The sequence below is a fragment of the Streptomyces sp. TRM70350 genome (genome assembly GCF_019219825.1).
In the GTDB taxonomy this organism is placed as follows: Bacteria; Actinomycetota; Actinomycetes; order Streptomycetales; family Streptomycetaceae; genus Streptomyces.
The window spans coordinates 52,015-75,211 of record NZ_JAHUXH010000001.1; the positions used below are offsets into that span (position 1 = coordinate 52,015).

17 protein-coding genes and 1 pseudogene are annotated in these 23,197 nt (G+C 70.9%); 5 read left to right on the forward strand and 13 right to left on the reverse strand.

Translation table 11 applies throughout. The annotated features are described in order from the left end of the window. Nucleotides 1–110 precede the first annotated feature (110 nt). On the forward strand, nucleotides 111–1,229 hold the full coding sequence (locus KWI83_RS00225) for a glycerate kinase (RefSeq protein WP_218512690.1): 1,119 nt from the start codon (nucleotides 111–113) through the stop codon (nucleotides 1,227–1,229). A gap of 178 nt (nucleotides 1,230–1,407) precedes the next feature. Here KWI83_RS00225 and pssA read toward each other — a convergent pair whose 3' ends face one another. The 9 genes from pssA to KWI83_RS00270 all read right to left on the reverse strand — a co-directional run bounded on the left by pssA (nucleotide 1,408) and on the right by KWI83_RS00270 (nucleotide 12,324). Further along, the gene (pssA, locus tag KWI83_RS00230; RefSeq protein ID WP_218512165.1) at nucleotides 1,408–2,259 is read right to left on the reverse strand and encodes a CDP-diacylglycerol--serine O-phosphatidyltransferase; all 852 of its coding nucleotides are present in this window, start codon (nucleotides 2,257–2,259) and stop codon (nucleotides 1,408–1,410) included. After that, on the reverse strand, nucleotides 2,246–2,902 hold the full coding sequence (locus KWI83_RS00235) for a phosphatidylserine decarboxylase (RefSeq protein ID WP_218512166.1): 657 nt from the start codon (nucleotides 2,900–2,902) through the stop codon (nucleotides 2,246–2,248). Before KWI83_RS00235 ends, pssA begins: the two co-directional genes overlap by 14 nt. A 172-nt stretch (nucleotides 2,903–3,074) precedes the next feature. Further along, nucleotides 3,075–4,280, reverse strand: a complete 1,206-nt coding sequence (locus KWI83_RS00240) for an acyl-CoA dehydrogenase family protein (RefSeq protein ID WP_218512167.1) — start codon at nucleotides 4,278–4,280, stop codon at nucleotides 3,075–3,077. Nucleotides 4,281–4,282: 2 nt separating this feature from the next. After that, nucleotides 4,283–4,795: a MaoC family dehydratase gene (locus KWI83_RS00245; RefSeq protein WP_218512691.1), complete on the reverse strand. Its 513-nt coding sequence runs from the start codon at nucleotides 4,793–4,795 to the stop codon at nucleotides 4,283–4,285. A 5-nt stretch (nucleotides 4,796–4,800) separates the two neighbouring features. After that, the gene (locus KWI83_RS00250; protein WP_218512168.1) at nucleotides 4,801–5,763 is read right to left on the reverse strand and encodes a CoA ester lyase; all 963 of its coding nucleotides are present in this window, start codon (nucleotides 5,761–5,763) and stop codon (nucleotides 4,801–4,803) included. Then, nucleotides 5,760–7,787, reverse strand: a complete 2,028-nt coding sequence (locus KWI83_RS00255) for a protein meaA (protein WP_218512169.1) — start codon at nucleotides 7,785–7,787, stop codon at nucleotides 5,760–5,762. Before KWI83_RS00255 ends, KWI83_RS00250 begins: the two co-directional genes overlap by 4 nt. An 8-nt stretch (nucleotides 7,788–7,795) precedes the next feature. Continuing rightward, nucleotides 7,796–9,133 (reverse strand): crotonyl-CoA carboxylase/reductase, encoded by a 1,338-nt coding sequence (gene ccrA, locus KWI83_RS00260; RefSeq protein ID WP_218512692.1) that lies wholly within the window; start codon nucleotides 9,131–9,133, stop codon nucleotides 7,796–7,798. Nucleotides 9,134–9,551: 418 nt separating this feature from the next. Next, the gene (locus KWI83_RS00265) at nucleotides 9,552–10,358 is read right to left on the reverse strand and encodes a TetR family transcriptional regulator (protein ID WP_256361594.1); all 807 of its coding nucleotides are present in this window, start codon (nucleotides 10,356–10,358) and stop codon (nucleotides 9,552–9,554) included. Between the two features lie 160 nt (nucleotides 10,359–10,518). After that, a complete protein-coding gene (locus KWI83_RS00270; RefSeq protein WP_218512171.1) occupies nucleotides 10,519–12,324 on the reverse strand; it encodes a 3-hydroxyacyl-CoA dehydrogenase family protein in 1,806 nt (601 codons plus the stop codon). A 368-nt stretch (nucleotides 12,325–12,692) separates the two neighbouring features. Between KWI83_RS00270 and KWI83_RS00275 the strand changes: the two genes are divergently transcribed. Further along, complete coding sequence (locus tag KWI83_RS00275; protein WP_218512172.1) at nucleotides 12,693–13,274, forward strand: adenylosuccinate lyase; 582 nt, start codon at nucleotides 12,693–12,695, stop codon at nucleotides 13,272–13,274. Between the two features lie 456 nt (nucleotides 13,275–13,730). Here the strand turns inward: KWI83_RS00275 and KWI83_RS00280 are convergent. The 4 genes and pseudogenes from KWI83_RS00280 to KWI83_RS00295 form a co-directional block, all read right to left on the reverse strand. Further along, nucleotides 13,731–14,246: pseudogene (locus KWI83_RS00280) on the reverse strand (N-acetyltransferase family protein); the annotation flags it as partial. Continuing rightward, entirely contained in the window at nucleotides 14,243–14,641 is a 399-nt protein-coding gene (locus KWI83_RS00285; protein WP_218512174.1) for a RidA family protein, read from the reverse strand. The pseudogene KWI83_RS00280 and the gene KWI83_RS00285, both read right to left, overlap by 4 nt. Before the next feature lie 57 nt (nucleotides 14,642–14,698). After that, nucleotides 14,699–16,255: an alpha/beta hydrolase gene (locus KWI83_RS00290; protein WP_218512175.1), complete on the reverse strand. Its 1,557-nt coding sequence runs from the start codon at nucleotides 16,253–16,255 to the stop codon at nucleotides 14,699–14,701. Between the two features lie 135 nt (nucleotides 16,256–16,390). Next, nucleotides 16,391–17,428: an Rv2578c family radical SAM protein gene (locus KWI83_RS00295; protein ID WP_218512176.1), complete on the reverse strand. Its 1,038-nt coding sequence runs from the start codon at nucleotides 17,426–17,428 to the stop codon at nucleotides 16,391–16,393. Between the two features lie 179 nt (nucleotides 17,429–17,607). Here KWI83_RS00295 and KWI83_RS00300 point away from each other — a divergent pair, with 179 nt between their 5' ends. The 3 genes from KWI83_RS00300 to KWI83_RS00310 all read left to right on the forward strand — a co-directional run bounded on the left by KWI83_RS00300 (nucleotide 17,608) and on the right by KWI83_RS00310 (nucleotide 23,189). Further along, on the forward strand, nucleotides 17,608–18,051 hold the full coding sequence (locus tag KWI83_RS00300) for an SRPBCC family protein (protein WP_218512177.1): 444 nt from the start codon (nucleotides 17,608–17,610) through the stop codon (nucleotides 18,049–18,051). 162 nt (nucleotides 18,052–18,213) lie between these two features. Then, complete coding sequence (locus KWI83_RS00305; protein WP_218512178.1) at nucleotides 18,214–20,601, forward strand: MFS transporter; 2,388 nt, start codon at nucleotides 18,214–18,216, stop codon at nucleotides 20,599–20,601. Between the two features lie 140 nt (nucleotides 20,602–20,741). Next, entirely contained in the window at nucleotides 20,742–23,189 is a 2,448-nt protein-coding gene (locus tag KWI83_RS00310; RefSeq protein WP_218512179.1) for a SpoIIE family protein phosphatase, read from the forward strand. The last annotated feature ends 8 nt before the right edge of the window (nucleotides 23,190–23,197 follow it).

Below are 23,197 nucleotides of genomic sequence, written 5' to 3' on the forward strand. Positions count from 1 at the left end.
GGGGGTGTCCTGCGGTTAAGGTCACAGCGGCGCGACTGGCCCTGACGTGCGCGGGGCCCGGAGAGCAAGGGGAAGACAAAGTGGCTGACGCTGTGGACGGCGCCCGCGGGGTGCTCATCGCCGCGGACAAGTTCAAGGGGTCGCTGACGGCCGTACAGGTCGCCGAGCGGGTGACGGCCGGGCTGCGCCGCGTCGTGCCGGACCTCGCGGTGGAGGCGCTGCCCGTGGCCGACGGCGGCGACGGGACCGTGGACGCGGCGGTCGCGGCCGGGTTCGAGCGGCGTGAGGTACGGGTCGCGGGACCCCTGGGGCACGAGGTGACGGCCGCGTTCGCGCTGCGCGGCGACACCGCGGTCGTGGAGATGGCCGAGGCGAGCGGGCTGCAGCGGCTGCCGGCCGGGGGCTTCGCGCCGCTGACGGCGTCCACGTACGGCTCCGGCGAGCTGCTGCGGGCCGCCCTCGACGCCGGGGCGCGCACGATCGTCTTCGGGGTCGGGGGCAGCGCGACCACGGACGGCGGTGCGGGGATGCTGTCCGCGCTCGGGGCGCGCCTCCTGACGGCCGACGGGGAGCCGGTGGCGCCGGGCGGCGGGGGACTGGGCGAGCTGGCGTCCGCGGACCTGTCGGGGCTGGACCCGCGGCTTGCCTCGGTCGAGCTGGTGCTGGCCAGCGATGTCGACAATCCGCTGACCGGGCCGAAGGGCGCTCCCGCGGTGTACGGGCCGCAGAAGGGAGCCTCGCCGGACGACGTGGCGACGCTGGACGCGGCGCTGGGACACTTCGCGAAGGTGCTGGAGGAGGCCGTGGGGCCCAGGGCGGCGGAGTACGCCGGGGCGCCGGGAGCCGGGGCGGCGGGTGGCATCGGGTACGGCGCCCTGCTGATCGGCGCGCGCTTCCGGCCCGGCATCGAGGTCATGCTCGACGTGCTGGGCTTCGCGCCCGCACTGGAGCGTGCGGATCTGGTCATCACCGGTGAGGGCTCGCTGGACGAGCAGACCCTGCACGGCAAGGCTCCGGCGGGCGTCGCCGCGGCGGCACGGGCGGCGGGCAAGGAGGTCGTCGCGGTGTGCGGGCGGCTCGCGCTGACGCCGGAGGCGCTGGGGCGGGCGGGGATCAGGCGGGCGTACCCGCTGACGGAGGTCGAGCCGGACGTGGCGAAGTGCATCGCGGACGCCGGGCCGATCCTGGAGCGGACGGCGGAGCGGATCGGGCGGGACTTCCTGAGCTGAACTTCTCAATGCCGGCCGGGACAACCCAGCCCGTCCGGCGATTGAGGACGAGGCCCGTCCAGGGCCGAAGCGGGGGTCTGGGGGGGGCAGCCCCCAGCGAGGCCCGCACCGACGCCCGGCACATACAAAGCGAAGGGCCCCGAACCCAACCCGGTCCGGGGCCCCACCCAGCGGAGCGCTACGGCTGCGCCGCCCGCGCCTCGCGCCGGTTGTCGCGGAAGTTGTTCACCCGGCGGGCCGTGGCGAACAGCGGGATCACCGCGCCCATCACCAGCTGCAGCGCGCAGCCCGTCTGCAGCAGCAGCTGGCCGCTGGGGGCGCCGAAGGCCCAGGCCACCAGCAGGCCCATGCTCAGCACGATCCAGGTGAGCATCGCGCCGGCCAGGCGGCCCCGCGGCTTGGGGTACTCGACGCGGCTCACCATCAGCCATGCGGTGCCCAGGATCGCCAGCAGCGTCGCCGCGAACGGCAGCTCCAGCAGCACGATCGCGACGACCGTCAGCGCGCCGAAGGGGCTCGGCATGCCCTGGAACATGCCGTTCGTCGGCGTCACACAGGAGAATCTCGCGAGTCTCAGCACCACGGCGAGCAGGACGACGATCGCGCCGACGGCCGCCACCCGCTGGTGGGCGTCGTCGGCGACCATGCCGTACACGAGGACGAAGTACGCCGGGGCCAGGCCGAAGCTGATCAGGTCCGAGAGGTTGTCCAGCTCGGCGCCCATCGGGGAGGAGCGCAGCTTGCGCGCGACCAGGCCGTCGAACAGGTCGAAGACCGCGGCGCAGAGCATGAGGATGACCGCCGTGGCCGCGCTGTGGCGGGCCATGCCGGTTTCCTGGCTGCCGGTGAGGTGCGGGATCAGGATGCCGGTGGTGGTGAAGTACACCGCCATGAAGCCGCAGGTGGCGTTGCCCAGGGTGAGGGTGTCCGCTATCGAGAGGCGCAGAGAGAGGGGCATCTCCTCCTCTTCGTCCTCCGTCGCCGCCTCCGGGACCCAGCCCGGCTGCGTGCCGGGATCAGTCACGGTCAATGCGAGTCACCCCTGCCACGGTCTTCTGGCCGACCTCCACCGCGACCTCGACGCCCTCCGGCAGATACAGGTCGACGCGCGAGCCGAAGCGGATCAGGCCGATCCGCTCACCCTGCTCGACCTTGGTGCCCTGCGGGATGTAGGGGACGATACGGCGGGCCACGGCGCCGGCGATCTGGATCATCTCGATGTCACCGAGCTCGGTGTCGAAGTGCCACACGACCCGCTCGTTGTTCTCGCTCTCCTTGTTGAAAGCGGGAACGAAACCACCCGGGACGTGCTCGACCGACGTCACGGTCCCGGCCATCGGAGCGCGGTTGACGTGGACGTTGAGCGGGCTCATGAAGATCGCGACGCGGGTGCGGCCGTCCTTCCACGGCATGATGCTCTGCACCACGCCGTCGGCCGGCGAGATGACCCGGCCCTGGGCGATCTCACGCTCGGGGTCGCGGAAGAACCACAGCATCCCCGCCGCGAGCGCGGTGGCGGGGACGGCGACGGCCTTCGCGGCGCCGGAGCGGCGGGCGCGGGCCAGGCTGAGGGCTGCCGTGGCGACGGTCGGCAGAAGCCACGGCGATGCTCCGCGCGCGAGGCGTACGCCGACCAGGCTGTCGCGAGGTGCAGAGGTTTGGCTGTGGGGCATGGATGACCTTCGTAGCGGAATGATGCCGCGCTTCTGACGGGGGACGGCGGCTTTCCGGCGATCGTAGCGGCTAAGCGCCACAACTGGGTAAGTCAGGAAGCCGAGTCGGCGGCCGAAGAGTGCCTACGGGGTGTGATCTTCTTCTCGAAGAAAACACCCCGCTTCCGGACAATCAGCCCTGGAATCGATACTCTTCGAGCAGCCTCCGCCCGATGATCATTTTCTGGATCTCGGCGGTACCTTCACCGATCAGCAGCATCGGGGCCTCGCGGTAGAGGCGCTCGATCTCGTACTCCTTGGAGAAGCCGTAGCCGCCGTGGATCCGGAAGGCATCCTCCACGACCTCTTTGCAGTACTCGGAGGCGAGGTACTTCGCCATCCCCGCCTCAAGGTCGTTTCGCTCCCCGGAGTCCTTTTTGCGTGCCGCGTTGACCATCATGGCATGCGCGGCCTCCACCTTGGTAGCCATCTCGGCGAGCTTGAACTGGATGGCCTGGTGCTGCGCGATCGGCTTGCCGAACGTGTGACGCTGCTGGGCGTACTGGACGCCGAGCTCGAACGCACGCTGAGCGACGCCACAGCCACGCGCCGCCACATTGACGCGGCCGACCTCCACGCCGTCCATCATCTGGTAGAAGCCGCGCCCGGTGACCCCGCCGAGCACGCGATCCGCGGGAATCCGCAGGCCGTCCATGATGAGCTCGGTGGTGTCGACGCCCTTGTAGCCCATCTTCTCGATCTTGCCCGGGATGGTCAGGCCGGGGCGGACCTCACCGAAGCCGGGCTCCTTCTCGACCAGGAACGTGGTCATCGACTTGTGCGGCGCGGTGCCCTCGGGGTGACCTTCGTCACTTCGCACCAGAACGGCGACGAGGGACGACGTACCCCCGTTGGTCAGCCACATCTTCTGACCGTTCAAAATGAATTCATCCCCGTCCCGGACCGCCTTGGACGTGATGGCCGACACATCGGAGCCCAGACCCGGCTCCGACATCGAGAAGGCGCCACGGATCTCACCGGCCGCCATCTTCGGCAGGAAGTAGTCCTTCTGCTCCTGCGTGCCGTGCTGCTTGAGCATGTACGCCACGATGAAGTGGGTGTTGATGATGCCGGACACCGACATCCAGCCACGGGCGATCTCCTCGACGCAGAGGGCGTACGTCAGGAGCGACTCGCCCAGACCCCCGTACTCCTCGGGGATCATCAGGCCGAACAGGCCGAGCTCCTTGAGGCCGTCGACGATCGCCTGCGGGTACTCGTCGCGGTGCTCCAGCTCGGTGGCGACCGGGATGATCTCCTTGTCCACGAAGTCCCGGACGGTGGACAGGATCTCCCGCTGGATGTCGGTCAGACCGGCGGTCTGGGCGAGTCGCGCCATGGCTACTTCTCCTGCTCCTCGAGCTGGGGGCGGCCCGGCTGCTCGCCGCCGCGCTCCTTGATGTACGTCTCGGTGGGCACCATCACCTTGCGGCGGAACACGCAGACCAGCGTGCCGTCCTGCTTGTACCCCTTGGTCTCGACGTGGACGATGCCGCGGTCGTTCTTCGACTTCGACGGCCACTTGTCCAGCACGGTCGTCTCGCCGTAGATCGTGTCGCCGTGGAAGGTCGGCGCCACGTGCTTGAGCGACTCGATCTCCAGGTTGGCGATCGCCTTGCCGGAGATGTCCGGGACGGACATGCCGAGCAGCAGCGAGTAGACGTAGTTCCCGACGACGACGTTCTTGCCGAAGTCCGTCGTCTTCTCCGCATAGTTGGTGTCCATGTGGAGCGGGTGGTGGTTCATGGTGAGGAGACAGAAGAGGTGGTCGTCGTACTCGGTGACCGTCTTGCCCGGCCAGTGCTTGTACGTCGCCCCGACCTCGAACTCCTCGTAGGTGCGCCCGAACTGCATCGCGCTCACGCCTCCGGGATCTCGAACGTGCTGGTGCGCCGCATGCCGGCGGCGCGTCCCTTGCCCGCGATGACCAGCGCCATCTTGCGGCTGGCCTCGTCGATCATCTCGTCGCCGAGCATCGCGGAGCCCTTCTTGCCGCCCGCTTCGGACGTGTAGTAGTCGTACGCGTCCAGGATCAGCTCGGCGTGGTCGTAGTCCTCCTGCGAGGGCGAGAAGATCTCGTTGGACGCCTCGACCTGGCCCGGGTGCAGCACCCACTTGCCGTCGAAGCCGAGGGCGGCGGCGCGCTGGGCGACCTCGCGGTAGCCGTCGACGTTGCGGATCTGCAGGTAGGGGCCGTCGATCGCCTGGAGGTTGTTGGCGCGGGCGGCCATCAGGATCTTCATCAGGATGTAGTGGTAGGCGTCCGCCGGGTAGCCGGGCGGCTGCTCGCCCACGACCAGCGACTTCATGTTGATCGACGCCATGAAGTCGGCCGGGCCGAAGATGATCGTCTCGATGCGCGGCGAGGCCTGCGCGATCTCGTTGACGTTGTTCAAGCCCTGCGCGTTCTCGATCTGCGCCTCGATGCCGATCCGCCCGACCTCGAAGCCCATGGTCTTCTCGATCTGCGTCAGCAGCAGGTCCAGAGCGACGATCTGCTGGGCGTCCTGCACCTTCGGCAGCATGATGCAGTCCAGGTTCGGGCCCGCGCCCTCGACCACCGTCACGACATCGCGGTACGTCCACTCCGTCGTCCAGTCGTTGACGCGCACGACCCTCGTCTTGCCGGTCCAGTCGCCCTCGTTGAGGAACTTGACGATGGTGTGCCGCGCCTCCGGCTTGGCGAGCGGCGCGCACGCGTCCTCCAGGTCCAGGAAGACCTGGTCGGCCGGGAGGCCCTGCGCCTTCTCCAGGAAGCGGGGGTTCGAGCCCGGTACCGCCAGGCAGGAACGCCGGGGACGAAGGCGGTTGACCGTGGTCATGCGGGGACCTCCAGGGGGTCGAGCTTGTTCGCTGTGCGGATCTCGTCGACGATACGGCCGATGATCCCGGTGATGTCGAAGTCCTTCGGCGTGAAGACCGCGGCCACTCCGGCGGCCCTGAGCTGCTCGGCGTCGCCGTTCGGGATGATCCCGCCGGCGATCACCGGGATGTCGGTGGCACCGGCGTCGCGCAGCCGGTCCAGCACGTCCGGGACCAGCTGGGCGTGCGAGCCGGAGAGGATCGACAGGCCGACCGCGTGCACGTCCTCGGCGAGGGCCGCGTCCACGATCTGCTCGGGCGTCAGCCGGATGCCCTGGTAGACCACCTCGAAGCCGGCGTCACGCGCACGGACGGCGATCTGCTCGGCGCCGTTGGAGTGCCCGTCCAGGCCCGGCTTGCCGACCAGGAAACGCAGCTTGCCGACGCCGAGCTCCTGGGCGGTCAGATCCACCTTGCGGCGGACCTGGGACAGGGCGCTGCCCTGCTCGGCGGGGACGGCCACCGGCGCCGAGGAGACGCCCGTCGGTGCGCGGAACTCGCCGAACACCTCGCGCAGGGCCCCCGCCCACTCGCCGGTCGTGACCCCGGCGCGGGCGCACTCCAGGGTGGCCTCCATGAGGTTGTCGGTGCCCTTGGCGGCCTCCTTCAGCCGCTCCAGCGCCTTGCAGGGGCGGGGGTGGTTGAAGGGCGGCTGGTAGCGGGTGTCGCGCCAGTTCTGGAGCGCGGTGATGACACGGGCCTCGACCGCCGGGTCGACCGTCTGGATCGCGGTGTCCAGGTCGGCGGTCAGCGGGTTCGGCTCGGTCGTCTCGAAGATGTTGACGCCGACGATCTTCTCCTCGCCGGACTCGATCCGCGCCCGGCGCTCGGCGTGCGAGGCGACGAGCTGCGACTTGAGGTAGCCGGACTCGACGGCGGCCATCGCGCCGCCCATCTCCTGGATGCGGTCGATCTCGGCGAGGGACTCCTCGACGAGTTCGCTCACCTTCGCCTCGATCACCTTCGAGCCCTCGAAGATGTCGTCGTACTCCAGCAGGTCGCTCTCGTGGGCGAGCACCTGCTGGATGCGCAGGGACCACTGCTGGTCCCAGGGGCGGGGCAGGCCCAGGGCCTCGTTCCACGCGGGGAGCTGGACGGCACGCGCGCGGGCGTCCTTCGAGAGGGTCACGGCCAGCATTTCGAGGACGATCCGCTGGACGTTGTTCTCCGGCTGCGCCTCGGTCAGGCCGAGGGAGTTGACCTGGACGCCGTAGCGGAACCGGCGGTGCTTGGGGTTCTCGATGCCGTACCGCTCGTGGGTGATCCTGTCCCAGATGCGGCCGAACGCACGCATCTTGCACATCTCCTCGATGAAGCGGACGCCCGCGTTCACGAAGAAGGAGATGCGGCCGACGACGTCGCCCATGCGCTCCTGCGGCACCTGGCCGGAGTCACGGACGGCGTCCAGCACGGCGATCGCGGTGGACATCGCGTACGCGATCTCCTGCACCGGCGTGGCGCCCGCCTCCTGCAGGTGGTAGCTGCAGATGTTGATCGGGTTCCACTTCGGGAGGTGGGAGACCGTGTACGCGATCATGTCCGTCGTCAGGCGGAGGCTCGGCCCCGGCGGGAACACGTGCGTCCCCCGCGACAGGTACTCCTTGACGATGTCGTTCTGGGTCGTGCCCTGGAGCTTGGTGATGTCCGCACCCTGCTCCTCCGCGACGACCTGGTAGAGCGCCAGCAGCCACATGGCCGTGGCGTTGATGGTCATCGAGGTGTTCATCTGTTCCAGGGGGATGTCCTGGAACAGCCGGCGCATGTCACCGACGTGCCCGATCGGCACGCCGACCCGGCCGACCTCGCCGCGGGCGAGGATGTGGTCGGAGTCGTAGCCGGTCTGGGTCGGCAGGTCGAACGCGACCGACAGACCGGTCTGACCTTTGGCGAGGTTGCGCCGGTACAACTCGTTGGACGCCTCGGCCGTGGAGTGACCGGCGTATGTGCGCATGAGCCACGGCCGGTCCTTCTGACGCTCACTCATGTGTGCCCTCAGATGTTCCGGAAGCGGTTGATGGCGTCGAGGTGCTTGGCGCGCATCTCCTGGTCGCGCACGCCCAGGCCCTCCTCGGGGGCCAGGCAGAGGACGCCGACCTTGCCCTGGTGGGCGTTGCGGTGGACGTCGTGGGCGGCCTGGCCGGTCTCCTCCAGCGGGTAGACCTTCGACAGCGTCGGGTGGATCTTGCCCTTGGCGATGAGGCGGTTGGCCTCCCAGGCCTCGCGGTAGTTGGCGAAGTGGGAGCCGATGATCCGCTTCAGGGACATCCACAGGTAACGGTTGTCGTACTGGTGGTCGTACCCGGAGGTCGAGGCGCAGGTGACGATCGTGCCGCCCTTGCGGGTGACGTACACGCTGGCGCCGAACGTCTCGCGGCCCGGGTGCTCGAAGACGATGTCGACGTCCTCGCCGCCGGTCAGCTCACGGATGCGCTTGCCGAACCGCTTCCACTCCTTGGGGTCCTGGGTGTGCTCGTCCTTCCAGAACTTGTAGTCCTCGGCGCTGCGGTCGATGATCAGCTCGGCGCCCATCTTCCGGCAGATCTCGGCCTTCTGCTCGCTGGAGACGACACAGATGGGAGTCGCTCCGCCCGCGAGCGCGAACTGCGTGGCGTACGAGCCCAGTCCGCCGCTCGCGCCCCAGATCAGGACGTTGTCGCCCTGCTTCATCTGGGCGCCGTTGCGGGAGACCAGCTGGCGGTACGCGGTGGAGTTGACCAGGCCCGGCGCGGCGGCCTCCTCCCACGACAGGTGGGCGGGCTTGGGCATCAGCTGGTTGGACTTCACCAGCGCGATCTCGGCGAGGCCGCCGAAGTTGGTCTCGAAGCCCCAGATGCGCTGCTCGGGGTCGAGCATGGTGTCGTTGTGGCCGTCGCTGGACTCCAGCTCGACGGACAGGCAGTGCGCGACGACCTCGTCGCCGGGCTTCCAGGAGTTGACGCCCGGGCCGGTGCGCAGGACGACGCCCGCGAGGTCGGAGCCGATGATGTGGTACGGCAGGTCGTGGCGCTTGGTGAGCTCGCTGAGCCTGCCGTAGCGCTCCAGGAAACCGAAGGTGGACAGCGGCTCGAAGATCGAGGTCCACACCGAGTTGTAGTTCACCGAGGAGGCCATGACGGCCACCAGGGCCTCGCCGGGGCCGAGTTCCGGCACCGGCACCTCGTCCAGGTGGATCGACTTGCGGGGGTCCTTGTCGCGGGTCGCGAGGCCCGCGAACATCTCCGTCTCGTCCTTGTGCACGGTGATCGCGCGGTACGACTCGGGGAGCGGAAGGGCGGCGAAGTCCTCCGACGCGGAGTCGGGCGACTGGATCGCGGCCAGGATGTCCTTCATGGTCACGGTGTTGCCTCCGGCGGTGAGCGCCCTGAGGGAGGGGCGCTGAGGGTTACGTCGGTGCTGCTGAGGGATGAGGGGTGCCGTCGGTTCGGCGGGTGGTGCTTGGTTCGGCAGCGCTTTGTGGCGCGGGAGGTTGCCTGTGACGCAGGCGTCCGGGCGCGCAGGCCATCGGCTTGCGGGGACAGCCGGCGTACGAAAGGTCGCTGCACGCCGGCCGCCCGGACTCCTTCAACGTATGACACCGCGTGTCAGCTGACAAGGCACTGAGTGCCAGAAGTTGCTCTCAGATGAAATCTTTACGCAACAAATGAGCGATGATCGATCGAACGGCCCCGGAGAGGGCTCCGAAAAGGGGCCCTGACATGGCAAAACGGCCACCCGGTGGGGTGGCCGTTGTCACAGCGGGGAAGGGCGCTCAGCGGTCCTTGAGCGCCTCCTCGATGGCCCGCATGACCTCGTCCAGCGGGACGTCCGTGCGGGCGACCGTCACCAGCACCTCGCCCTGCGTGGCGACCGAGGCGGGGGCCGGCTTCGGCGCCGCGGCACGTCCTATCCCGATCCCCGCCCCGAACGTCTTGCGCACGATCGCGAAGGCGTGGTCCAGCTGGGCCTCCACGTCCCCCTGGCCGCCCGCGCGCAGCCAGCGCCGCAGCACGTGGTTGTGGGCGGTGACGACGGCGGACGCGGCGACCTCGGCGAGCAGCGGGTCGTCGCCCACGTCGTCGTGCGCGTGCTCGTCGAAGTGGCCGAGCAGATAGCGGGTGAAGAGGCGCTCGTAGCGCGCCACCGAGGCGATCTCGGCCTCGCGCAGGGTGGGCACCTCGCGGGTGAGCTTGTAGCGGGCGACCGAGATCTCCGGCCGGGCCGCGTACATCTTCATGACTTCCTTGATCCCGCGGCACACCGTGTCGAGCGGGTGCTCGTGCGCGGGTGCCGCGTTCAGCACCGCCTCGGCCCGGATCAGGGTGTCGTCGTGGTCGGGGAAGATCGCCTCTTCCTTGGAGCGGAAGTGGCGGAAGAAGGTGCGGCGGGCGACCCCGGCCTGGGCCGCGATCTCGTCGACGGTGGTCGCCTCGTAGCCCTTGGTCGCGAACAGCTCCATGGCCGCGGCCGCCAGTTCCCGGCGCATTTTGAGCCGTTGGGCGGCGGCGCGACTGCCCGCGGCACTTTCCGGCGCGTCGGGCGTGGCTGGTGTACGTGAGGACTTGGCGGGCTGGGACATGCCCCGAACGTACTGCATGCGCGCAGCTCGATGCGCAGGCCCGGGGTTTCCCCCGCCCCTGACGGGCGGGGGAGTGCCGGGCCGGGCGACCTGCGGACGGCCGCCCGGCTCCAGCAGCCCACCCCACTCCGCGCCCGTTCGGAACCAGTCACCGGGGCGGTCAGCGGCGGGCATATTCGCGGAAGCCGCGGCCCGTCTTGCGGCCGAGGCAGCCCGCGGCCACCAGGTGCTCCAGCAGGGGCGCCGGGGCGAGGCCCGGGTCGCGGAACTCGCGGTGCAGGACCTTCTCGATGGCCAGCGAGACGTCCAGACCGACCACGTCCAGCAGCTCGAAGGGGCCCATCGGGTAGCCGCCGCCCAGCTTCATCGCGGCGTCGATGTCGTCGAGGGACGCGTAGTGGTCCTGGACCATCTTGATCGCGTTGTTCAGGTACGGGAAGAGCAGGGCGTTGACGATGAATCCCGCCCGGTCGCCGCAGTCGACCGCGTGCTTCTTGATCTTCACGCAGACCTCGCGGACCGTCGAGTGGACGTCGTCGGCGGTCAGCACCGTACGGACGACCTCGACCAGCTTCATCGCCGGTGCCGGGTTGAAGAAGTGCATGCCGATCACGTCCTGGGGACGCGAGGTGGCGCGGGCGCAGGCGACGACCGGCAGCGACGAGGTGGTCGTGGCCAGCACGGCACCCGGCTTGCAGACCTTGTCCAGTGCGGCGAACAGCTGCCGCTTGATCTCCAGGTCCTCGGCGACCGCCTCGACGGCCAGATCGACGTCGGCGAAGGCGTCGTAGGAGCCCGCCGGGGTGATCCGGTCCAGGGTCTGCGCCGCCGCCTCGGCGGTCAGCCGGCCCTTGTCGACGGAGCGGGACAGCGACGTGCCGATACGGGCCTTGGCCGCCTGCGCCTTCTCCTCGCTGCGGGCGGCGAGGACGACGTCGTACCCGGCCTTCGCGAACACCTCGGCGATGCCGGAGGCCATGGTGCCGGAGCCCGCGACACCGACCGAGCGGACCGGGCGGCCGGGGACCTGAAGGTCACCGGAGAGCGGGGTCTGGGCGTCGTGGACGACGGTGGCGCTGCCCGGAGCCTCGTAGGTGTAGAAACCGCGGCCCGACTTGCGCCCCGTCAGGCCCGCCTCGCTGAGCTGCTTCAGGATCGGCGCGGGGGCGTGCAGCCGGTCGTGGGACGCGGTGTACATGGCGTCCAGGACCGTGCGCGCGGTGTCGATGCCGATCAGGTCGAGCAGGGCGAGCGGGCCCATGGGCAGGCCGCAGCCGAGCCGCATCGCGGCGTCGATGTCCTCGCGGGAGGCGTACTTCGCCTCGTACATCGCGGCGGCCTGGTTGAGGTAGCCGAACAGCAGTCCGTCGGCGACGAATCCGGGCCGGTCGCCGACCGCCACGGGCTCCTTGCCGAGCTGGATCGCGAGGTCCGTGACCGCGGCGACGGCCTGCGGCGCGGTGAGCACCGAGGAGACCACCTCGACCAGCCGCATCGCCGGGGCCGGGTTGAAGAAGTGCAGGCCCAGCACACGCTCCGGACGTGCCGAGTCGGCGGCCAGCCGCGTGACGGACAGGGCGTTGGTGCCGGTCGCCAGGATCGTCTCCGGGCGCACGATGCCGTCCAGCTCGCGGAAGATCTGCTGCTTGACCTCGTACGACTCCGGCGCCACCTCGATCACCAGGTCGGCGTCGGCCGCCGCCCGCAGGTCGGTGGAGGTGCGGACGCGGGCGAGGGCGTCCGTGCGCTCCTCCGCGGTCAGGCGGCCGCGCTCGACGGCGCGGGCGGTGGAGGACTCCAGCGTGGCGACGCAGCGCACCGCCTGGGCCTCGCTGATGTCGATGCCGACGACCTCGCGGCCGGCCTTGGCCAGGACTTCGGCGATGCCGGTGCCCATGGTGCCGAGGCCGACGACGGCAATGGTCTTGAGCGGGGACAGAGGGCTGTCGGACAGGGGAGTGGCCATCGCGGGACTCCTGGAAATGAGGTGACGACTGGGAACGCGCCCGGGTGCGCCGAAGAGGCGCACCGGGTGCGTGAGGAGTGCGGGTGATGCCGGGCTGCGAGCGCACACGCCCGGTGCCGTCACTGCGGACGTGCACACGTCCGAGGAACGGTGATGACCGACCGGCCCTGTCCCGTGGCCGAGTCGTACTGCGGTACCTGGTGTACCGAACCGACTGCTCTCGCGGCGGCTGCGTCACCAGGCCGTCGCGAGCAGGGGTGCGAGCGGGTAACTCGCTCGTCTGAGCTTAACTTGCGGGTAACGAGCACGCCAGTCCTTGTCTTTGTGATGCAGGTCCCTTGGGCCGAGATCGTTTGTACGCTCGGGTCATGGACGAGGAGTTGCGATCGCTCACGGAGCGCTTACGGCGGGAGTCCGGGGGCTCCGCGGAGTACGAGCGGCTGGTGGCGACCGGGGATCGCGACGAACTGGCCGCAGTGCTCACCGCGCCCGGGCAGCCGCTGTGGGCGAGGGAGTTGGCCGCGTTCCGACTGGGCCTCGCGGGCGACCGGCGGGCCTTCGAGTCCCTCGTCCTCCTCCTCAACCACCGCGATCCACCGCGCTGCGCCTCCGCCGCCCATGCCCTGGCCCGCCTCGGCGACCCACGCACGGCCCGCGCGGCGGCCGCGCTCGCGACGAACGAACTACGGGTGGCTTATGCCCTGCACCCCGTGCGTCTGCTCGTGGAGCTGCGGGCCCCCGAGTCCGTACCCGCCCTGATCACGACACTCCAACGCCGTCTCCGCCCGCACGACCCCTACCGCCGCGTGGCCCTCGCGTGCGTGGAGGGGCTGGGGGCACTGGGGGACGCCCGGGCCAGGCCCGTACTGAACGAGGCCGTCGCGCACCCGGCCCTGGCGGGGGCCGCGGTTGCTGCGTTGGCGCGGATTCCTGGGCAGCGGCGGGGGTGAGGGCCGCGGGTCGGCGCGGGGCGCGCTGTCCGGTGTCCGGTGACTGGTGCGGCGGGTCGGCGCCGGGCGTGCCCTCCGGTGTCCGGTGACTGGCGTGCCGGCACGTCGGGCGACTTCCGTGGGTCCGCGTGGGGCGACTCCTGCGCCTCCGCGTGCGGCGCCTGGCGCGCGTGCGCGTTCGGTGACTGGCGTGCGGCCGTGTCCCGCGCGTGCGCGTTCGCCTGCTGCGGTGCCCTCGCCCATCCGGCTCTGGGAGGGGCTGCGTTGGCGCGGTTCCTGGGCGGCGGCGGGGGTGAGGGCCGCGGGTCAGCGCGGGGCGTGCTGTCCGGTGTCCGGTGACTGGCGTGCCGGCACGTCGGGCGACTTCCGTGGGTCCGCGTGGGGCGACTCCCACGCGTGCGCGTCTGGTGACTGGCGTGCGTGTGCGTTCGTCGACTCCCGTGCGGCCGCGTCCGTCAACTCCCGTGAGTACCGCACCTCCGGCACCTCCACCCCCTCCACCTCGAACGGCTCCACCGCGCCGTCCGCGGCGAAGCCCGACCGTTCGTAGAAGCGGCGCGCGGGGGCGTTGTCCCGGAGGACCCACAGGAGCATGCGCGGGTGACCGGCGGCGCGGCAGCGGTGGAGTGATTCCCGCAGCAGGGACTGCCCGATGCCCTCGCCGTACCGCTTGGGGTCCACGTAGATCGCGTACAACTCGGCGTCGGACGTGTGGACTTCTCCGTCCCGGTAGGGGCCGTGGCAGGCCCAGCCGACGACCTCGCCGTCCTGCTCGGCGACCAGGTTCACCACACGGCCGTCGCCCTGCCCGAGGCGGGCGCGGTGGCGCGCGGCGTCCTCCGGGACGCTCAGCGCGTCGAGGTGGGACTGCGGCATCAGGCCCCGGTACGCGGTCTGCCAGCCGCCGACGCGGATCTCGGCCACCCGGTCGCAGTCGGCCAGGGTCAGCTCCCGGATGTGCACCCCCGTCATACGGCCACCACCGCGAACGCCTCGATCTCCATCAGGAACTCGGGGCGGACCAGCCCGGCCACCTGCACGGCCGACGCGGCCGGGAGTCGGTCGTCGGGTATGTGCTCGGCGCGGGCCGCGCGGATCGCGGGCATGTGCGCCATGTCCGTGACGAAGTAGGTGAGCTTGACCACGTCGTCGAACGTGGCGCCGGCCGCGGCCAGGCAGCGGCGCAGGTTCTCGAAGACCTGGCGGGCCTGGGCGGCCGGGTCGCCCGCACCGACCGGTTCGCCGCGCTCGTCGAGCGGGAGCTGTCCGGCGACGGCCACGAAACGGCCGGTGCCCATGACGACGTGCGAGTACTGCGCGGCGGCGGCGACCCCGTCAGGGGCGGGGATCCTGGTCAGCTCACTCATGCGTCCATCGTGGACCATGGGACTGACAACGCCCCCGACGGGCCCTCACCTCACGACTCAGCCACGGAAGCCCACCAGCCCGTGCAGCGTCGAACCCCGCGACTGCTCGGCGGACTTGGCGGTCAGCGGCTTCGGGTCGGGCAGCGCCGCGCACACCGCGTCGGCCTCCCCACGACCGCGCGGCACCGTGCCGTCGGTCAGGTAGGCCGCCAGGTGCCGGTCGAGGCAGGTGTTCCCGCTCAGTGTGATGCCGTGGTTGCCGCCGTTCTCCTCGACCACCAGGCTGGAACCGCGCAGCAGCCGGTGGAGCGTCGCACCGCCCTGGTACGGCGTGGCCGCGTCGTGCGTCGCCTGGAACAGCAGGACCGGCGGCACCTGGCTGTTGGCCACGTTCACCGGCCGCAGCGGCTCCGTCGGCCAGAACGCGCACGGTGCGTTGTACCAGGCGTTGTTCCAGGTCATGAACGGCGCCTCCGCGTGCACCGCCCAGTTGTCCTTGCGCCACTGCTGCCAGTCACGCGGCCAGCCGACGTCCCGGCACTGCACCGAGGTGTAGACGCTGTAGCTGTTCTCCCCGGCCGCGTCGACCGCGCCGAAGTCCTCGAACGCCTCGACCAGCGGGGCGGGGTCCTTGTCGTTGACGTACGCGGCGAACGCCTCGGCGAGGTACGGCCAGTAGCCGTTGTAGTAGCCGCCGGGCAGGAACGTGTCCTCCAGCTCGGCCGCGCCCACCGTGCCGCCCGCGGGCTTCTTCGCCAGCGCCGCCCGCATCGCGTACCACGTGGCCTCGATCCGTTCCGGGTCGGTGCCCAGTCTGTACGTGGCGTCGTGTTGGGCGACCCACGCCATGAAGGCCCGGTGCCGGTCGTTGAAGGCGTGGTCCTGCGCGAGGTTGTTGTCGTACCAGACGCCGGTGGGGTCGACGACCGAGTCGAGGACCATGCGCCGCACCCGGTCCGGGTGCAGCTTTGCGTAGACCGCGCCGAGGTAGGTGCCGTACGAGTAGCCGAGGTAGTTGATCCGCGGCGCCCCGAGGGCGCGCCGGATCCGGTCCATGTCCTGCGCGGCGCTGAGCGTGTCGATGTACGGCAGCACGCGCGCGTACTTCTTGCCGCAGGCCTCGGCGAAGGACTTCGCGCGCGTGAGGTTGGCCCGCTCGACGGCCGGGGTGGACGGCAGGGAGTCGGGGCGTACGGGGCTGACGTGGCCGGGATCGCAGTTCAGCGCCGGTTTGCTCGCGCCGACGCCGCGCGGGTCGAAGCCGACGACGTCGTACTGGGCCGCCACCGACTTGGGCAGCGCGGAGGCGACGAACCCGGCGAGGGTCCGACCGCTGCCGCCGGGCCCGCCGGGGTTGACCAGCAGCGGCCCCTGGTACTTCTGCGCGGTGTGCGGGACGCGGGACAGGGCGAGGGTGATCTTCGGCCCGTCGGGGTTCGCGTGGTCGAGCGGTACCTGCAGGGACGCGCACTGGAGCGTCGGGTAGTCGGCGGTGCCGCACTTCTTCCAGGTGAGCGTTGCGGCGGGCGGGGCGCTCGCCTGGGCGGGGACGGCCGTGAACGTCCCGGCCACCACGACGGCGGCGCCGCACAGCGCGGCTGCGCGTTTCTTCATGGGGTCCTCCCAGGACGGAGGGTCGCGGACCGCGAGTTCCGCGGCCCTCGCCGCATCGTCCCGGCAAAAGCCCCTGGAGGAACGCGTTATGCCAGTTCTTGACCCGATTGGGTCGCGAGGTGCGCTCGAACGCTCTCAGGTCAGCGAAAGTTGGGTCTGTTCGGGTATCGCCGGAGGAGCGGGCTCCGGCTCCCGGATCCGCCGGGGCATCCCCGCGCGCGTGGGGCCGATGCCGTACTCCTGGGCCAGCTCGTGCACCTGACGGGTGATCCGGCGCTGGTACCACTTGGGGGCGTAGGCGCCGTCGGCGTACAGCCGTTCGTAGCGGCGCACCAGGTGGGGGTGCTCACGGCCGAGCCAGGCCATGAACCACTCCCGCGCCCCCGGGCGCAGATGCAGCACCAGCGGGGTGACCGACGTGGCCCCGGAGGCCGCGATCGCCCGCACGGTGTCCCTCAGTTGGGCCGGGTGGTCGCTCAGGAACGGTATCACCGGCGCCATCAGCACACCGCACCCGATGCCGTGCTCGCCGAGCGTCCGTACGACGTCCAGGCGCCGCTCCGGCGCGGGCGTGCCCGGCTCCACGGTGCGCCACAGCTGGGCATCGGTGAAGCCGACAGACACCGAGATGCCGACGTCCGTCACCTCGGCCGCCTGCGTCAGCAGCTCCAGGTCGCGCAGGATCAGCGTGCCCTTGGTCAGGATCGAGAAGGGGTTCGCGTGGTCGCGCAGGGCGGTCAGGATGCCCGGCATCAGCCGGTAGCGGCCCTCCGCCCGCTGGTAGCAGTCGACGTTGGTGCCCATCGCGATGTGCTCGCCCTGCCAGCGGCGAGCGCCGAGCTGGCGGCGCAGCAGCTCCGGCGCGTTCACCTTCACCACGATCTGCGAGTCGAAGCCGAGACCGGTGTCGAGGTCCAGATAGCTGTGGCTCTTGCGAGCGAAGCAGTACACGCACGCGTGCGTGCAGCCCCGATAGGGGTTCACCGTCCACTCGAAGGGCATGCGGGAGGCCCCCGGCACCCGGTTGACGATCGACCGGGCCCGCACCTCGTGGAACGTGATGCCGGCGAACTCGGGGGTGTCGAAGGTACGAGTGGTCACCGCGTCCGCGCCGAACAGCGCGGCGTCGGCCGGGCTGTCGCCGGATCCCAGGGTGAGGTTCTCCCAGCGCATGACGCCTCCTCGGTAGCACTGGGCCCACAATAGAACATGTGTTCCCATGATCGTGCGAGCGTCACCTCCGATCGCGTGGCGAAACCCGATCGATCACTTCCGGGCCCCCGATTTGGCCGCCGGGGACCGGGGTGGTTGGCTTGCCCCAACCCCGAGAACTCAGGTGCTGGAGGAACTCCATGGCGCAGGTCGAGGCCACTACGGAACGGGTCGTCGCGGCGGACCCGGAGAAGGTGTTCGACACCCTCGCCGACTACAGCGGCACGCGCGCGAACCTGCTGCCCGAGCACTTCAGCGAGTACGAGGTGCGCGAGGGCGGCGACGGTGAGGGCACCCTCGTCCACTGGAAGCTGCAGGCCACCAGCAAGCGGGTCCGTGACTGCCTCCTGGAGGTCACCGAGCCGACCGACGGCGAACTGGTCGAGAAGGACCGCAACTCCTCCATGGTCACCACCTGGCGGGTCACCCCGGCCGGTGAGGGCGCGTCCCGGGTCGTGGTGACCACCACCTGGACCGGCGCCGGTGGTATCGGCGGCTTCTTCGAGAAGACCTTCGCGCCCAAGGGGCTCGGCCGGATCTACGACGCGATCCTCGCCAAACTCGCCGCCGAGGTGGAGAAGTAACCCAAGGGGTGACCCAAGAGGCCGGTCTCGAAAGGGTGTTGGCCTCTCACCGGTTCGAGTGGTCTCCACGCCGGGCGGTATGACGCCGTAACTCGTCGCGCTTGTTGGTAGTTGTCGCTTTTACGCGGGAATGGTGCAGCAGCGCGACGAGGGGAGCGGCACGTGGGCGGGACCACTCTGGTGCAGGACGAGCCGGTCGCGGCGACGCCCCCGCGGCTCCCGGCGCCACCGACCGCCCAGGCCGTCGAACTCGGCCCGCGCCGGGTGCGGTTGGTCTTCTTCGCGCTGATGCTCGCGCTGCTCCTCGCCGCCCTGGAGCAGATGATCGTCGCCACCGCGCTGCCGAAGATCGTCGGCGAACTGCACGGCCTGGACAAGATGTCCTGGGCGATCACCGCCTATCTGCTCACGGCCACCGTAGGACTGCCGATCTACGGCAAGCTCGGCGACCTGCTCGGCCGCAAGGGCGTCTTCCAGTTCGCCATCGTCGTCTTCGTCGTCGGCTCAGCCCTCGCGGGCCGCGCCCAGACCATGGACCAGCTGATCGCCTTCCGCGCGGTGCAGGGCGTCGGCGCGGGCGGCCTCATGATCGGCGTCCAGGCGATCATCGCGGACATCGTGCCGCCCCGGCAGCGCGGCAAGTTCATGGGGCTGATCGGTGCCGCCTTCGGCCTCGCCTCCGTCGCCGGACCGCTGCTCGGCGGCTACTTCACCGACCACCTCTCCTGGCGCTGGTGCTTCTACATCAACGTGCCCTTCGGCCTGGTCACCATGGCCGTCGTCGCCGTCGTCCTCAAACTCCCCACACCCCAGGCCAAGCCCCGGCTCGACATCCCCGGCGCGCTGCTGCTCACCGTGGCCTCCACCTGCCTGGTGCTGCTGACCAGCTGGGGCGGCACCGAGTACGCCTGGACCTCCCGCGTCATCCTCGGACTCACCGCCGCCGCCGTGGCCGCCACCGTGCTGTTCCTCGTCGCCGAGCACTTCGCCGCCGAACCCCTCATCCCGCTGAGGCTGTTCCGCGACTCGGTCTTCAACGTCACCGGCCTGGTGGGCCTGGTGGTCGGCGTCGCGCTGTTCGGCACCGCCAGCTATCTGCCGACCTTTCTGCAGATGGTGGACGGAGCCAGCGCCACCGAGTCCGGGCTGCTGATGCTGCCGATGATGGGCGGCATCGTCGTCGCGTCGATCACTTCCGGGCAACTCATCAGTGCCACCGGCCACTACAAGGCCCACCCGATCCTCGGCAGCGCCCTCTCCGTCGTCGGCATGTGGCTGCTGTCCCGGCTCGAAGCCGACACGCCCCGGCTGCACTACAGCGTCTGGATGGCCGTGCTCGGCGCCGGGATCGGCATGGTGATGCCGGTGCTGATCCTCGCCGTGCAGAACTCCGTGCGCCCCGCCGACCTCGGCACCGCCACCAGCGCCAACAACTACTTCCGGCAGATCGGCGGCAGCGTCGGCGCCGCCGTCTTCGGCACCCTCTTCGCCGACCGGCTCACCGACGCCCTCGCCGACCGGCTGCCCCCGCGCGCGGGCGCCGCCCTGCCCGACGCCGAGTCCATCACCCCGCAGGCCGTCCACGCACTGCCCCCGGCGCTGCGCGACGGCTACGTCCAGGCCTACGCCGACGCCATGCCGAGGATCTTCCTGTACCTCGTGCCCGTGCTCGTCGTCGGCCTGCTCCTGACGTTCTTCCTCAAGGAGAAACCCCTGGTGACCCACCACACCCCCGAGACGGACACCGCGCCGGTGAACGCCCGCATCCCGCAGGCCCGTTCGCCGTACGCCGCCGGAATCGCCGTCTGCGGAACGGTGCAGCACCCCGACGGGACCGTCCTCCCGCGCGCGGCCCTCACTCTCATCGACGTCGCCGGACAGCAGATCGGCCGGGGCGCCAGCGGCGACGACGGGCGCTACGCGCTGGCCACGCCGGGCTCCGGCTCCTACGTCCTGATCGCGGCGGCGGGCGGCCACCAGCCGCAGGCCGTCTCCGTGACCGTCGGCGAGCGCCCCGTCGAGCTGGACGTCGTCCTCGGCGGCGCCGGACGCCTCGCCGGAAGCGTGCTCACCGCCGACGGCACGCCCGTACGCGACGCCACCGTCACCCTCACCAACGTGCACGGCGAAGTCGTCGCCGGCACCCGCAGCGGACGCGAGGGCGGCTACGTCATCACCGAACTGGTCGCCGGTGAGTACACCCTCGCCGCCGGCGCGCCCGCGTTCCGCCCCGCCGCCCTCCCCGTCACCGTCCAGGCCGCCCGCGAGACCCGCCAGGACATCGAACTCGCCGGTGGCGCCGTGCTGCGCGGCACCGTCCGGGCGAGCGGCGGGCGGCCCGTGGAGGACGCGCGCGTCACCCTGCTGGACGCGGCCGGCAACGTCGTCGACACCCTCACCACCGGGCCCGACGGCACGTTCCGGTTCGTCGACCTGTCCTCCGGCGAGTACACGGTCATCGCGGCCGGGTATCCGCCTGTGGCCACCGTGCTCCACGTGGCGGGCGGGGGACGCACGGAACGGGACCTCCAGCTGGGCCACGAGGACTGAGCCGCCCGGGGGCGCTCGACCGTGCGCCCGCGCGCCCGGGGCATCAATTCCCGTATTGCCGCACATCGCGTACGGCCGCGCCGTACGGTGGTGACCGGGGCACAGATCTTGCACAGTCGTGGGGAGAGAGGGCCTGGGCCATGGAGCATGGCACCGACCGGGAAGCAGCTCCCAGCCATCGGGCCGGAAGCGGTGCGCCGGCGGGACGGGTCCCGCTGGCCGTGGTCGTGGTGGACCGCGAGGGCCTGGTCTCCCACTGGAGCACCGGCGCGCGGCGGCTGTTCGGCACCGCCAAGGAGTCCGCGATCGGCCGCCCGGTGAGCGACCTGCTGCCCGTCTCCGGCGCGCTGCCCGTGGACCAGGAGGACTCCCCGTACGGGCCCTACGGGGCGTACGACGGTCTCGGCCCGGACCTCGGGGCCTCGATCGGCGGTGGGCTGTCCTACCCGGCGGCGGGCAGTGCCCGCGTCACCGTGCCCGACGGCGACCGGGTCGACGTGCTGTGGTGGGCGTACCCGCTGGTGGGTCCCGGCGGGGAGCGGCTGCTGGTGCTCGCCGCCGACGCGGCCGCGCTGCGCCCGCACGAGACGGACGAGGACGGGGCCGTCGAGCGGATCGCACCGGCCTTCGCCCTGCACACCGACTTCCCCGGAGCCGACGAACTGGCCCGCAGGCTTCCCGAGATCCTGCCCAGCATGAGCGTCGAGGAGAGCGCCCGGATCGTCGCGCAGGTCCTCGAACTGGGCTATCCGATCCTGGAGTTCAGCCAGAACGACCGCGTGCCGGTCACCCCCGACTGGGGTGTGCCCCGGCGCGCCGAGCGCAGGGCACGGCGGGAGCGGCTCGTCCGGGCCATGGCCGCGGGTGAGCCCGTACCCAAGGAACTCCAGGACGAGGGCGAGGACCTGGAGTACGCGGCCGTACGCGAGCGCCTGGAGTTCCTCAACGAGGTCAGCGGCAAGATCGGCACCTCGCTCGATCTGGCGCAGACGATCGTCGAGGTCAGCAAGGCCGTCGTACCGCGCTTCACCGATGTCGCCGGCACCTATCTGCGCGAACAGGTCGTCGCGGGCGAGGGCTTCCCGGACGGTGTGCCGGACACCACCACCATGTGGCACCGGGTGGCCGTCGAGCACACCGACGAACCCGGCCGCTGGGACGACGTCGTCCCCGTCGGTGAGGCCATGCCGTTCCCGGCGCACACACCGTTCTTCCAGTGCATGACCACCGGCGAACCCGTCCTGGTGCCCCGGATCAGCGAGCAGATGGGCCACGCCATCGCCTCGCAGTTCGAGAAGCGGGACATCCGGCCGCTGATCACGGGCCGCAGCATGCTGGTCGTACCGCTGAAGGCACGCAATGTGGTGCTCGGCTTCATGATCCTGCTGCGGCATCCGGAGCGCGCCGAGTTCAACGACATGGACCGCGTCACCGGCGCCGAACTCGCCGCCCGCGCGGGCCTCGTGCTCGACAACGCGCGCATGTACACCTACCAGGAGAGCGTCGCCGAGACCCTCCAGGACAGCATGCTGCCGCACATCCCGCCGCGCATGGCGGGCTGCGACATCGCCACCCGCTATCTGCCCGGCACCCTGCTCGGGCGGGTCGGCGGCGACTGGTTCGACTCGGTGAAACTGCCCGGCGCGCGCACGGCGCTCGTCGTCGGCGACGTCATGGGGCACGGGCTCAACTCGGCCGCCATGATGGGCCAGTTGCGTACGGCCGTACAGACCATGGCCGCCCTCGACCTGCCGCCCGCCCAACTGCTGCGCAACCTCGACGACCTCGCCCAGCGGCTCGGCGACACCTACCTCGCGACCTGCCTGTACGCCGTGTACGACCCGATCGCGAGCGAGCTGCGCATCGCCAACGCGGGCCACATTCCACCCGTGCTGGTCCGTGCCGAGGACGGGCGCAGCGAGCTGCTCGACCTGCCCACCGGCGCCCCCATCGGCATCGGCGGCGTGCCGTTCGAGGCGGTACGCGTGCGCGTGGCGCCCGGTGACCGGCTGGTGATGTGCACCGACGGGCTGGTCGAGGTGCGCGGCGAGGACATCGGCGTCGGACTCGCCACGCTGTGCGAGTCGGCCGCCCACCCGGCCGCGTCCATGGACGACGCCTGCGACACCATCATCCGCGCCCTCAACACCCGCGGCGGCCGCAAGGACGACGTGGCCCTGCTGATGGCCCGACTGGGCGGCATCGAGCCCGACGACGTCGCGGAATGGCGGTTCACCCTGGACGCGGCCGAGGTGGGCCGGGCCCGTGCGGTGGTCCGCGAGCAGCTGCACGAATGGGGTCTGGCGAAGCTGGCCGACAACGCCGAGCTGATGGTCAGTGAACTGGTCACCAACGCCGTACGGCACTCCCACCGCGGGCCGGTCGAACTGCGCCTCGTGCGCGGCGACACCCTGCTGTGCGAGGTGGACGACGACGATCACGACCTGCCGACGCTGCGCAGCGCCGGGCCCGGCGACGAGACCGGACGCGGACTGCGTGTGGTGAGCACCCTCGCGCGCGAGTGGGGCGCCAGCCGTACCGGGGCGGGCAAGACCGTCTGGTTCGAACTCACGCTGCCGCGCCGCTGACGCGGTCC